At 63.3% G+C, this 12,333-nt stretch carries 15 protein-coding genes and 1 pseudogene; 14 read left to right on the top strand and 2 right to left on the bottom strand.

Translation table 11 applies throughout. The features are described 5' to 3' along the window. Positions 1–283: 283 nt before the first annotated feature. A complete protein-coding gene (locus F7R19_RS28710) occupies positions 284–628 on the bottom strand; it encodes an RHS repeat domain-containing protein (RefSeq protein ID WP_150982902.1) in 345 nt (114 codons plus the stop codon). A gap of 112 nt (positions 629–740) precedes the next feature. Here F7R19_RS28710 and F7R19_RS28705 point away from each other — a divergent pair, with 112 nt between their 5' ends. The 5 genes and pseudogenes from F7R19_RS28705 (at position 741) to F7R19_RS28685 (ending at position 4,893) form a co-directional block, all read left to right on the top strand. Then, positions 741–2,486, top strand: coding sequence for an alpha/beta hydrolase (locus F7R19_RS28705; protein ID WP_079862784.1), 1,746 nt, complete (start codon positions 741–743; stop codon positions 2,484–2,486). A 103-nt stretch (positions 2,487–2,589) separates the two neighbouring features. Then, positions 2,590–2,955 (top strand): annotated as a pseudogene (locus tag F7R19_RS28700) (Tn3 family transposase); the annotation flags it as partial. Between the two features lie 175 nt (positions 2,956–3,130). Next, positions 3,131–4,003, top strand: coding sequence for a DNA-binding protein (locus F7R19_RS28695; RefSeq protein ID WP_034033204.1), 873 nt, complete (start codon positions 3,131–3,133; stop codon positions 4,001–4,003). Then, complete coding sequence (locus F7R19_RS30390; protein ID WP_181155081.1) at positions 3,990–4,619, top strand: antitoxin VbhA family protein; 630 nt, start codon at positions 3,990–3,992, stop codon at positions 4,617–4,619. The genes F7R19_RS28695 and F7R19_RS30390 overlap by 14 nt, the downstream gene beginning before the upstream one ends. 19 nt (positions 4,620–4,638) lie before the next feature. Continuing rightward, positions 4,639–4,893 (top strand): hypothetical protein, encoded by a 255-nt coding sequence (locus tag F7R19_RS28685; protein WP_150982901.1) that lies wholly within the window; start codon positions 4,639–4,641, stop codon positions 4,891–4,893. Positions 4,894–5,144: 251 nt separating this feature from the next. On the opposite strand, the gene F7R19_RS28680 is transcribed toward F7R19_RS28685, so the two are convergent. Further along, positions 5,145–5,396: a helix-turn-helix domain-containing protein gene (locus F7R19_RS28680; protein ID WP_105772949.1), complete on the bottom strand. Its 252-nt coding sequence runs from the start codon at positions 5,394–5,396 to the stop codon at positions 5,145–5,147. 122 nt (positions 5,397–5,518) lie between these two features. Here F7R19_RS28680 and F7R19_RS28675 point away from each other — a divergent pair, with 122 nt between their 5' ends. The 9 genes from F7R19_RS28675 to F7R19_RS28635 all read left to right on the top strand — a co-directional run bounded on the left by F7R19_RS28675 (position 5,519) and on the right by F7R19_RS28635 (position 11,439). Then, complete coding sequence (locus F7R19_RS28675) at positions 5,519–5,860, top strand: hypothetical protein (protein ID WP_223506460.1); 342 nt, start codon at positions 5,519–5,521, stop codon at positions 5,858–5,860. After that, positions 5,857–6,111: a hypothetical protein gene (locus F7R19_RS28670; protein WP_105772950.1), complete on the top strand. Its 255-nt coding sequence runs from the start codon at positions 5,857–5,859 to the stop codon at positions 6,109–6,111. Before F7R19_RS28675 ends, F7R19_RS28670 begins: the two co-directional genes overlap by 4 nt. Before the next feature lie 17 nt (positions 6,112–6,128). Further along, positions 6,129–6,410, top strand: coding sequence for a hypothetical protein (locus tag F7R19_RS28665; protein ID WP_105794836.1), 282 nt, complete (start codon positions 6,129–6,131; stop codon positions 6,408–6,410). Positions 6,411–6,797: 387 nt separating this feature from the next. Next, positions 6,798–7,346: a tyrosine-type recombinase/integrase gene (locus tag F7R19_RS28660; protein ID WP_105772951.1), complete on the top strand. Its 549-nt coding sequence runs from the start codon at positions 6,798–6,800 to the stop codon at positions 7,344–7,346. A 145-nt stretch (positions 7,347–7,491) separates the two neighbouring features. After that, positions 7,492–8,598 carry a DNA methyltransferase gene (locus F7R19_RS28655; protein ID WP_105772952.1) on the top strand — a complete coding sequence of 369 codons (1,107 nt, stop codon included), beginning with the start codon at positions 7,492–7,494 and terminating at the stop codon, positions 8,596–8,598. Continuing rightward, the gene (locus F7R19_RS28650; protein ID WP_105772953.1) at positions 8,588–9,520 is read left to right on the top strand and encodes a hypothetical protein; all 933 of its coding nucleotides are present in this window, start codon (positions 8,588–8,590) and stop codon (positions 9,518–9,520) included. The genes F7R19_RS28655 and F7R19_RS28650 overlap by 11 nt, the downstream gene beginning before the upstream one ends. Before the next feature lie 118 nt (positions 9,521–9,638). Next, positions 9,639–10,268, top strand: coding sequence for a ParA family partition ATPase (gene parA, locus F7R19_RS28645; RefSeq protein ID WP_020651362.1), 630 nt, complete (start codon positions 9,639–9,641; stop codon positions 10,266–10,268). Next, positions 10,265–10,501 carry a plasmid partition protein ParG gene (locus tag F7R19_RS28640; protein WP_083931147.1) on the top strand — a complete coding sequence of 79 codons (237 nt, stop codon included), beginning with the start codon at positions 10,265–10,267 and terminating at the stop codon, positions 10,499–10,501. Before parA ends, F7R19_RS28640 begins: the two co-directional genes overlap by 4 nt. A gap of 32 nt (positions 10,502–10,533) precedes the next feature. Next, entirely contained in the window at positions 10,534–11,439 is a 906-nt protein-coding gene (locus tag F7R19_RS28635; protein ID WP_020651363.1) for a replication protein RepA, read from the top strand. Positions 11,440–12,333: the final 894 nt, after the last annotated feature.

Raw genomic sequence — 12,333 nt, 5'->3', positions numbered from 1 at the left:
CGTCAAGGGCCGGGCTTCGCCCTCTCCATCCCGGCCCGTGTCCTCGCCTTCGGCTGCGGGCCGCGCCAGCCGGGATTCCGACCCTTGACCCACTTTCCACTTAAGAACCGGGAACCCCGCCGCATCGAGGGCAGGCATACCGGCTGATCCTGCCCGTTGGCCGCGTTTTCCGGGCCGTGGCGGGCCGTTTGTACTGCCGCCGACGGTATCCCCTACCCCAACGGCCAAAATCGCGCTAAATGGCCTGTTTGGGGTCGTCTCAGAAAACGGAAAATAAAGCACGTTAAGCCGATTGCATTGGCCGCCGAATCGTAGTGGTAGGCGAGCCTCTTGCCACCGGCCGTGGTGTTGGTGAGCCGTCCCAGACGTAGTTGATGGTGTGGCTGTTGTCGGCGTACTTGGCCTGGGTACGACGGCCCAGCAGGTCGTAGGCGAAGGCGACGTTGTCGGCGGCCGTGGGGTAGCTGCGGCTGGTCAGGCGGTGCAGGTTGTCGTAGGCGAGCGTGATGGTTTCGCCGCTGCGCTTTCGGTGGCTCGTGAGGCTGCCGACGGCGTTGTAGGTGAATTGCTCGTAGTCGGTGGTCGATGAGGTGCCAACCGTGGTGGGGTGCGGGTAGCGCAGCTTCACCCGGCGGTCGTGGCCGTCATATTCGTAGGTGGTGCGGTTGGCCTCATGCGGTTAAAACGCCTATCCGTGTCCGGTATATTGGCCCAAGGGGACCACTCGCAGGGGATACTTGATGCGACAGGACGACGACGCTGCACTCGCTTCCGGTACTACATCCGATGGCTGGTTCACCCGGCTCCGGCGTTCGCTGCTGGCGCGCCTTGGCAATACCGGGCTCGTGCTGGGGACGTTGTTCTTCGCCGCCTCGCTCACGCCCAGCCTCACGCCACGGATCACGGTCGCGCAGGCGGTGCTGTCGGGCATGTGCCTGGCCGCCGGCTACGGCCTGGGCGTGCTGCTGCGCTGGCTGTGGGGATACCTGGAGCTGCCGCTCCCCGGGCCGGCGGGACAGCCGCGTCGCCGCCGTATCGCGGTCGTCGCCTGCGCGGTCATCGCCGCGCTCGCGCTTTGGCGCAGCCAGCATTGGGAAAACATCGTCCGCGAACTGATGCACCTGGCTCCCGCCGGTCCATCGCGCATCCTGGGCGTACTCGCGGGTGCGGCGGTCGTGGCGCTGCTGCTGGTCGTGCTGGGCCGCATCGCGCTGATGATCATCAAGGCGGTGATGCGCCTGGTCACCCGCAAGGTGCCGCGACGGATCGCGCACGTGGTCGGTGCGATCGCCGGCGTGCTGCTGCTGGTGGGCCTGGTCAACGGCGTGATCCTGTCCTCGTTGCTGGACACCCTGGACGCCTCCTATCGCCAGGCCGATGCACTGATCCCGCCCGACATGCCGCCGCCGACCGAATGGGACAGCCCCGGCAGCGCGCAGTCGCTAGTGGCCTGGAACCAGCTCGGGCGCATGGGCCGGCGCTACGTCGATGCCCGCCCCACCGCCGACGAACTCGCCGCCTACGCCGGTCCCGGCGCCAAGGCGCCGCTGCGCGTGTACGCGGGCCTGCCCACCGGCGACACGCCCGAAGAGCGCGCCCAGCTGGCGCTGGAAGAACTCAAGCGCGTCGGCGGCTTCGAGCGCAAGGCGCTGATCATCATCACTCCGACCGGCACCGGTTGGGTCGACCCGTCCGGCATCGACGGCATCGAATATCTCTACCGCGGCGATGTGGCCAGCGTCGCGGTGCAGTACTCGTACCTGTCCAGTCCGCTGACGCTGTTCCTGGATCCGGACACAGGCGGGGTCACCGCGCGCGCACTGTTCCGCGAGGTCTACGGCTACTGGCGCACGCTGCCGCCCGAGCGGCGGCCGAAGCTGTACCTGCACGGCCTGAGCCTGGGCGCGCTCAATTCGGAACGCTCGTTCGAGATGTTCGAGCTGCTCGGCGAACCATTCGATGGCGCGGTCTGGAGCGGACCTCCGTTCGCCGCCAGCAAGTGGGCCGGGCTGACCCGCTCGCGCAATCCCGGTTCGCCGGTGTGGCTGCCGCAGTTCCAGGACGGCTCGTTCGTCCGCTTCATGAACCAGGACGGCAGCTCCACCCCGCCCGGCACGCCGTGGGGCCCGATGCGCGTGGTCTACCTGCAGTACGGCAGCGACGCGGTGACGTTCTTCGACCGTCACGGCTTCTTCCGCGAACCGGAACTGCTCGATGCCCCGCGCCCGCCGGACGTATCCCCGGCGATGCGCTGGTATCCGGTCGTGACGATGATGCAGATGGCAATGGATACTTCGCTGTCGATGAGCGCACCAATGGGTTTCGGCCACGTCTACGCGCCATCGCACTACATCAACGCCTGGCTGGAAGTCACCGGCATCGACGACTGGTCGCCCGAAGACGTGGCCCGCCTGCAGCGCCACCTGGATGAGCGCCGGGCCGAAGAGCTGTCCAAGGATGGCGGCGAGGAGACCGTGGACGGCTGAACGTCGACGGTCTTGCGTGGACCGGCACCCTCAGTACATCCCGACCATGTTGAGGAACCAGCCCTCGTAGTCGAAGTCGGTCAGGTCGTCGCTGAACTCGGTGAGCGTCGAGCTGCGCCGCCGCGTGCATGCCGGGCTGAACAAGGGCGAGGCCCGAAACGCGCTGGCCCGTGCCGTGTTCTTCAACCGCCTGGGCGAAATACGCGACCGCAGTTTCGAGCAGCAACGCTACCGGGCCAGCGGCCTCAACCTGTTGACGGCCGCCATCGTGTTGTGGAACACGGTCTATCTGGAGCGGGCGGCGAACGCCTTGCGTGGGCATGGCCACGCTGTCGATGACGCCCTGTTGCAGTACCTGTCGCCGCTGGGCTGGGAGCACATCAACCTGACCGGCGATTACCTGTGGCGCAGCAGCGCCAAGATCGGCGCAGGTAAGTTCAGACCGCTGCGACCAATGCCATCGGCTTAACGTGCTTTATTCTCCGTTTTCTGAGACGACCCCTGTTTTGCCCCTTGGCCTGGCGTAGGCGATCCGTCACACGACGATGGATGGCAAAAATATCGCTTGCATATCGTATCTGTATTTCGTATCATATCTGTATTGATACGAGTTACACCGATACGGTACGGAAGGAGCAACGATCATGGCACGAGAAGGCATCACGTTTGAGCAGGTCGCCGCCGCCGCTGATGCGCTGGTTGGCGAAGGGCAACAGCCGACTATCCGCGCGATCCGCGAGCGTTTGGGCACCGGCAGTCCGAATACCGTTCACAAACATCTGACTGCCTGGCGCGAGGCTCGCCCGGTGGCGGCTGCCGCTGCGCCGGAACTGCCTCAGGCATTGACGGCTGCTATTGCCGCCGAGATCGAGCGCGCAGCCGCCCAAGCCCGCGCCGAGATCGAGGGCCGCTTGGTGCAGGCCCAGGGCGAGGCCGTCGAGCTGGCTGCCGCTGGTGAGGTGATCGAGGCCGAGCGCGATGCTCTGGCCGAGCAGGTGGCAGAACTCACCCGCGAGCGTGACACTCTGGCGGGCAAGGCCGAGCAGCAAGCCGCCGACTTGGCCGACCAGGCGCAGCGCATCGAGCGCGAGCAACAGGCCGCCGAATCGGCGCGGGTGGAGCTGGCCACGGCCCGCCTCAAGATCGAGGCACAGGCCGAACGGCAGACCGAGCAGGCCGCCGAGATCGAGCGCCTACGCGCCGCGCTGGCCGATGCGCAGCAGGGCCGCACCGCCGCCGAACAGCAGGCCGCCGTGCTGGCCGCCAAACTGGAGGCATGCGCTGAACGGGTGGCCCGTGCAGAGGCCCGCGTCGAGCAGATCGAGCAGCAGGCCGCCAAGGCGGCACAGGCCAACGAAGAAGCCCGAGCCGCTGCCGCGCAGGAAGCCCGGCAGGTGCAAGCAGAACGCGACGAAGCCCGCAAGGTGGCCGCCGAGGCGCGCGAGCAGGCCGCGCGCCTGGCGGGGCAACTCGAAGCCCTCACCACCAAGGAACGAAAAACCGATGAAAGACCGTGACCACAACGAAGCGATGGCCGGCATGTTTCAGGCCGAACCCCGATTTGCCGCCGACTATCTGCGCCAGGTGTTGGCCGATGGCGAACCTGCCGACGTGCGCGCCGGTTTGCGGCAAATGGCGGATGTGCTGCGCGTCAGCCAGGCCGCTGCGCCGACTGATTCTGCGCCTTCGGCGGGCCTCTTTGACCGGGCCGGCGTGCGCTACGAAGTGGCGTGTGATGTGATCGGGGCGTTGATTGCCCACTACGCCGAAATCATGGGACGCGAGCGCGAGCAGGCGCAGCCGAATGAGGCGGTTTTGCGCGTGGCCGGGGCGATGAAGTCGGCGCTGGCCGGGGAGCGGGACGATCTCGACCCGCGCGACAGCGCCGGCATCGAGGCGGCGATTTCGCGCTATGCGCCACTGGCGCGCCGGCTGTATGGCCAAGCTGAAAACGACCACGCCCGCCAGGAGCAGCGCCGCGCCGATTTCGACCAGGTGCATGCCTCGCTGGCCTTGGAGGGACTGGCCATGAGCGCGGACGATTTGGCGGTTCAGGCGCTGCTGATCCGAGGCGACATCACCCACGATGAGGCGGTGCAGTGCTACCGCATCCTGCATCGCCATGTGCGGTAAAACCGACTGGCCACCCGAGGTGGCCGGCGTGCTGGATTTGCTCGAATCGCAGCCGCCAGAGGCGGCGATGCTGGTGGGCTGTTTTCTGGCGGCGGTAGCCCATCCCGATCATGCGGCCGAGCTGGCGATGTTCGACAAATTGCCGTCAGCGGCCCGGATGGCCGTCGGTCGGTTTTTCTCGTTTTTCCTGGCGGGCGGCCTGGACGATGCCGGGCGCGAAAAACTGCATTCGCACATGCAGGCATGGTTTGTCCGTCAGCGCCGTTTGCGGTGAATGGCCGGACTCATCCACTAGAGCCGGGCAAGGGGGAACAGCGGGCGATGCTGGCTTGCGGGATGGCCCCGCACCCCCGGAAAACTTGTCACACACCACGCAACTCCCGTTGCTTCGCTAAAAGCCTTGTGCTGCAAGGCTTTTAGCGCGGCGACACCGAAGACACATCGCGGCGACACCGAACGGGCCGCACCGGCTTAAAACCCTTGCTGCGCAAGGAAAACAGCCGCGCTTTCGCGCGCGAAAGTGCTTCAACTTCCTGTCGGCATCAGCAGGGTATAGACCGGCACGCCAAAGGCGTTGGCGATGCGCTCCAGATTGTCCAGGGAGATGTTTCTGACTTGGCGCTCGCAGTGCGCAACGAAGGTGCGATGTAGGCCGCACTCGAAGGCGAGCGCTTCTTGTGACCAGCCTCTTTCCCGGCGTAATCGGATCATGTTGGCCGCGAGCACGGCCCGCGCGGAATGCGCGGTTTGTGCGGGAGGTTGAGCGGCGGGAGACATGCAAACCAGTCTCCCGATGTGCCGCTTTTACGTCAGCCGTGTTTAAGTCACAATATGGCTTTCTCATTGAGAAAGACGGCGTGACGATGGGCAGAAAAACAGCAATCAGGCGAGGGGGGGCCGTGTTGGCCAGCCTGTTGATTGGCGCAATTGAACCGGCCGGCGCGGCCTCCCTGGTCGGCGGTCAAACCGATGATTCCGTGTGCGACCTGGGCAGCGCGTCACAGAACGCCCGCAAGCTGTCGGCAGCGGGCGACTTCATCCGCGCGCAGTGCAAAAACGGTCAAATGTTGGTGGGTTCCGGCATCGTGCCTGCCGGCGGGTTTGACTCGGAAGTGGTGCGCCTGGCGCGCACCTTCTGCCGCATGGCGGACATTCAGACCCGGCGCACGCAGGGCAACATGGCCGGCCTCGTCATGGAGATCGACGAGGTACGGTGCACCATCGGGAAGCTGCCGACATGAGAAAAGCGCTGCTGGCTGGCCTCCTGACCGTTGTGGCGGCAAACGTGGTTGCCGCTGATGGCGGCGCGCCCTTGCGCGGCGGCGTTTGCATCGGCCCGTTCCGGGGCGCAGATTCCGTTCTGCACTGCGAGCACATCGGCAAGGTGACGATCCGCCAGATTTACGAAAAGGGCTTTCGGGTCGTTCATATGCAGGACGACAAGAACACAGCCAGCTACGTTGTGCTGGTTATCGAGGAGCAGGCGCGATGAGGGCGAAGGCGTGGCGGATGCTGTTTGCCGGGCGGCGCTGGATGCTCTGGCTTCCCGTGCCGGCGTCGGTATGGCTGGCACTGCCCGAATGGCAGCACATCCCCGCTATGTTGTTCGGCGGCCTGATCGTGTGGATTCCCTTCTGGCTCGCGTGGTGGCTCAGTGATGGCTTCGCGGGCATGTCCAGGTGGCCGGGAACCGGCGCGCCTGCGGTATCGGGCGGGGTGAACCCGCACACCGGCAAGCCGTGCACGGTGTATCACCATCCGTGGGGAACTACTTACGTCGGTGGGGATTGATGCTCATCCTCGGTTGAATAGCCAAGTGGCAATTGCGATGACAGTCGCTGCGCTACTGCCTAGGCCAATCATCAGCCGGCGGACATTGCGCGGTGTGACGCGCTCCCATCGAACGGCACCGTTTCCCCGCTCCAAGTCGATTTCGACGAATAACTTCATCATGGTGCCCTTGAGTAATTGATATGGGCATCTTCCCGTCACGACCCGTGCAAGAAAAGGGCTGGTAGTTGTAAGGCGGTTGGCTACAACCGATGAGGATGCCGGCGCCTTGCGAGCCTTCGCTACTGCATGGGACAAAATGATTCCTTTTGTCCCATGCAGTGATATGATTTCTATATACGGTGCGGGTTTGCGCCGCTTGTTTTGCCTCAAACATTGGACAAAACGATGAACGAACGGAAGCACCTGACACAGATCGAGGTCGAGCGCCTGATGATGGCCACCAAGGGGAGCCGGAACGAGGCCCGCGACCGTTGCCTGCTGCTGCTGATGTTTCGGCATGGGCTACGGGTGTCGGAGGCTTGTGGGTTGATGCTCTCCCAGGTCGATACCGATAGCCGCGTGCTACACGTTTCAAGGCTCAAGAAGGGGCTGGCGACGACACATCCGCTGCGCGCTGACGAACTGCGGGCAATCAAGGCATGGATGGCACAGCGGGAACGCATGGCGCCCGATACCCATGCCTTTTTCGTGTCGGAGCGTCGGCAACCCCTGAACCGCCGCACAGCATGGGCCGCGATCCGCCGCTATGGCGAGTTAGCCGGGTTGCCGCTCGATGCTCACCCGCACATGCTGCGGCACGCTTGCGGCTATGCCCTGGCCGACCAGGGCGCAGATACCCGGCTGATTCAGGACTATCTAGGTCATCGGAATATTCAGCACACCGTTCGATATACCGCGACGAACCCGGCGAGGTTTGAGAGGTTATGGCGGTGAGCTGGAAGAGTTTTTCAGGCGGCGCGGCCGGTGGTGGCACACCGACCACGCCTAACCACAACCCACCTACTACAGAGGTGAATCATGGCTAATGGCATTGTCACACGCACGAGCAGGCCCATGGAACAACAACAGGAGGCGGGCTATGTCGTCCGTTAATACTCGCAAGTCCAGCGCAGCGGACAGATTGGAAGTTTTCACGCGCGGCCGGGATGGATCGACCAAATCGACCGGTGGCCGTGTGAAGGTTGCCAAGGCCGGAAGCGTACTCATCGAGCGTGATGACTCGTTGAGCTGCTATCCGCGTTGGGCTGCGCCTACCTGCATCATCGTGGATGGCCCCTATGGGCTTGGGAAGTTCCCAGGCGAACCCAAGACGCCGGCCAACCTCGCCGAGTGGTACGCGCCCCATGTTGCGGCTTGGTCGGCGCACGCGAAGACGGATACCACGCTTTGGTTTTGGTGCACTGAAGTCGGCTGGGCGCTGGTGCACCCCGTCTTGGAAATGCACGGGTGGCAGTACGAGGAATGCAATATCTGGGACAAGGGCATTGCCCACGTCGCCGGCAACTGCAACAGCAAGACTATCCGAGGCACACCGGTTGTGACCGAAGTTGCTGTGCGCTACACGAAGCGGAACCAGCTACCTGGTAGCAACGGGCAAATGCTGTCCATCAAGGATTGGGTGCGGCATGAATGGCTGCGCAGCGGGTTACCCATGTCGAAAGCGAATGATGCTTGTGGTGTGGCGAATGCTGCGACCCGCAAGTATCTGACCCAGTGTCACCTGTGGTACTTCCCACCACCGGAGGCCATCGTTCGCATGGCCGAATACTGCAACGAGCACGGCCGCCCGACCGAGCGCCCTTACTTCTCCCTCGATGGGCATAGCCCTGTTACCGAAGAGGGGTGGGGGAAGATGCGCGCCAAGTGGACTCATACCCACGGCATCACGAACGTTTGGCGGGAGCAAGCCGTTCACGGCCGAGAGCGCATCCGGACAGGCGTGGGCTACCTGCATGCCAATCAGAAGCCGTTGGCCCTTATGAAGCGGCAGATCATTGCGTGCACAGATCCAGGCGACGTTGTTTGGGAACCCTTCGGCGGTCTGTGCTCGGCATCCATTGCTGCCCTGCACACCGGGCGGCGCTCCTTCGCCGCAGAGATCAATCCCGATTACTTCCAGGTGGCCGCGTCGCGCCTTGAAGAAGAATTCACCAACATGGAGGAACGACGAGAACATGCCGCCTAGCACATCGCCCACACCGCCGGTCAAGACTGGCGGGCCAGATCGTTCATGGCCCCATCGCAGGCTTTACGAGAATGTCATCAAGACGCTCTATGCCCTGCCCGAAGAGTTCAGGACTTCCCTTCGTATTTCGGACTTCCGAGCGACGGACATTTTCACCCTGAACTCTGCCCTTGGGGCCTCCATCGAGGACGCCGTCGTCAACGGCTTGAACAGTCTGCGCGAGGTGTGGGACCCAGACGGCCAATATGCCCTATACCGCTTCGAGCGACAGGCGCAGGCTTTCCCTGATGTGCGACTGGTGACAGAAGCACCCGATGAAGAAGCCATCATAATGGGGATCGAGCTGAAAGGCTGGTTCGCCTTGTCCAAGGAAGGCGAGCCGACCTTTCGCTATACCGTGACACCGAACGCCTGCGCCGACGCCGATTTGCTCGTGGTCTATCCGTGGGTGCTCAGTGACGTGGTCGCCGGCAGTCCGAAGCTTCTACGGCCCTTCGTGGGCGAGGCGCGCTATGCGGCCGAGCTGCGCAATCACTACTGGCAGACCATGCGAGCAGAGCGGGGCGGAAACGGCTCCATCACCCCGGCCACCCACCAAGCTCCCTACCCTGCCGTCAAAACTGACCAGTGTTCCGACCGTGCCGAAGATGACGGCGGCGGCAATTTCGGGCGCATTGCCCGCTATGGGTTGCTGGATGACTTCGTAAAGTCCACGGAGAAGCAAGAGGTATCCGGTATCCCGGTGCGTGCATGGCTGACCTTCTTCAAGATTTTCAGCGACAACGCCCGCAACCTCGATACGGTTGTGACCTCCATCGAAAGCGCCTTGCGCCGCTATCGTGACATTGGAGAGAGTGAGAAGGCCGCGCTGGTGGAGTCCTTCGAGCGGATTGTGGCGATCCTCAAGGGCGAGCACGACTGACCGCCCCGGCTTCTATTCTCGGCCCGGCATTGCCGGGCTTTTTTACGTCTGTTCCGCTTTTCATGTTTTACGATTAGTCGTAAAATCGCACTTACGCAAACGCGGAAAGGATGAAAACATGATCGTCGGACTTTTGAACCAGAAAGGCGGGGTCGGCAAGACCACCCTCAGCGTGAACCTGGCGGCCAGCCTGGCACGCACCGGGGCGCGGGTGCTGCTGATCGACGCCGATCCCCAGGGCAGTGCCTTGGATTGGGCGGCAGCTCGTGAGGGGGAACCTCTGTTCTCTGTGGTCGGCCTGCCCCGGCCGACCGTCCACAAGGAAATCGGCCAGATCGGCCACGGCTACGACCACATCATCATCGACGGCCCCCCGCGAGTAACCGACCTTGCCCGGTCGGCCATCATGGCCGCCGATGTCGTGCTTATCCCGGTGCAGCCGTCGCCCTACGACATTTGGGCGGCCGATGAGGTAGTGAAGCTGATTGAGGAAGCCAGGGTATATAAAGAAAACCTGAAATCTGCCTTTGTGGTAAATCGTAAAATCGCAAATACGGCGATTGGCCGAGATGTAGGGGAAGCCTTGGCTGCCTACCCGGTGCCGGCGCTGGTGGCCAGCATCACCCAGCGAGTGGTTTTCGCAGAAGCAGCGGCCCAGGGCCGGGCGGTACATGAGATTGACGGGCAGGGGCCGGCAGCGGCCGAAATCGAGGCCATGAGGGCCGAGCTGATGGAGTTCGCACGATGAGCACAAAGAAGGTTTCGATTGGCACCAAGCCCACTAGCAAGCCCGCGCCGGCCGCCGCTGATGCATGGGTGGAGAGCCGTAGCAGTGGTGACGCGCCGGAAGCTATGAAACGTCTCACTATCGACGTGCCCGAGAGCTTGCACCGCGCCATCAAGGCGCAATGCGCGATGCGCGGAACAAAGATCGCAGACGAAGTGCGCGAGCTTCTTTTGCAGAAATACGGAAATCATTAAAAGCGGTTATACGCTTTTACGGAAGGAGCGCCATGAGCAACAGCAAAGCCGAGAAGGAAGGCAAGGCAATAAGCCTCACGCACCAGGAGAACAAGCTACTGGATGCCGCGACCGACATTTTCAGCAACCCGCCAGACCTGGCGGAAGACATGGCGTTTACTCATGCCATCTTCTGCCAAGTCGGATTGCCGCGCTCCAAGGTCGACGGCCGCGAGTTCATGCGCCAGTCCGGTGCAGCTTGGGTGAATGTCCAAGCCGGATACCTCGACGAAGGGAAGGGGCCGGTGCAACAGCCTATCCCCTACGGTGCGTTGCCGCGCCTCGCCTTAGCTCATGTTTCGACCTATGCCGTTCGTAATAAGGCTAAGGAGATCCCCATCGGGGACAGCGCCGCACAGTTTTTAGATCTGATGGGTATGGGCGACGACGGCCGGCGCTACGCGAGCTTGCGAAAGCAGATGCACGCGCTGGCCGCCTGCCGCTTGCAGATCGGCTACAAGGGCCGGACGTTCAACGGCCAAGCCGTCGAGCAGTTCGATGCATGGTTGGCCAACAAGGACACTGGCCAGCGTGCTTTGTGGCCTGGATTGATGGTGTTGTCAGAGCACTTCTACAGCTCACTGATTGACAGCGCGGTGCCGTTGGACAAACGCGCGCTGCACGCCTTGAAGGGGTCTGCATTGGCCCTGGACGTGTACGCCTGGCTTGCACACAGGCTGCACCGCATCGAGGGCCGGGGCGTCACGCTGCACTGGAAGTCCTTGCGAGAGCAGTTCGCCCAGGAATACACCGGCAAGGATGCCGACAAGAACTTCAAAGATGCTTTCGTGCCCCAGTTGAGGAAGGTTCTGGCGGTCTATCCTCAAGCCAAGGTGAAGCAGGTCACAGGCGGTTTGTTGCTGCTGGGTTCGCCGCCACCGATCCCCTTCAAGCCTTGAAAATCCTAGCTTGTCGTGAAATCGCCCCCCCCTACGCGCGAGGAAGAAGACGGGCGCATAACTATTGACCGTCAATAGTTCGCACACAGGTGGCCAGCGGCCGGTTTTGGTCGTCGGAAGTACATCGAGGACGTGGACAAGCCTGTGAGTTGACCAACTTATCCACGTGAAATTGCCCCCCCGTACCTCGTGAAATCGCCCCCCCCCTTGGGGCGTTTCCCTCGTGAAATCGCCCCCCCTTGGATCGTGAAATCACCCCCCCCCTAAACCGATAGGTAGCCTTTAGGTTTTTACCTATATATTTAACCGATAGTTAGATGGCGCAAATCTGTGGAAAACTCTGCGCGCCACGAAAGGCCCCTCCGCCTCTTGGGGCTTCGCCCCGCCGGCTCCTACGCGCCTTCGGCGCTTCGCCCGCGCTTCGCGCTCCCGCCCGGCATCCCCAGGGGCTACGCCCCTCGGCCTTCGGCCTCACCCCATGTCGAGGCCCCCAGAGGGGGCCGGATAGTGCCCCCGGTCGCAGCTCCACCGCCCAAGCTAAGAACAGGCCACATCGGTTTGCCACCGCTGCAAGGTTTGGCAAAAAAGGCAGGCCGCCGCCTGCGCGTTGAACAAGCCACCCAGGTAAGCCGACGCTCTCCCATCCCCCCCGCCCCTTCCCGCTGGGAAGGGGAGCGAGTCGCCCTCTGTCGTCAGGGGTGCAGGCTGCGCGGCGCTTCGCTTGCTTCTCCTGCCCCCCCTCCTTGAGGCTTGGGCCGTTCCAAGTGCGTCAAGGGCCGGGCTTCGCCCTCTCCATCCCGGCCCGTGTCCTCGCCTTCGGCTGCGGGCCGCGCCAGCCGGGATTCCGACCCTTGACCCACTTTCCACTTAAGAACCGGGAACCCCGCCGCATCG

Origin of the sequence: Cupriavidus pauculus (assembly GCF_008801835.1) — a bacterium.
GTDB lineage: Bacteria > Pseudomonadota > Gammaproteobacteria > Burkholderiales > Burkholderiaceae > Cupriavidus > Cupriavidus pauculus.
Note: the sequence above shows the minus strand (reverse complement) of the source record. Positions and strands in the feature narration are given on the sequence as shown.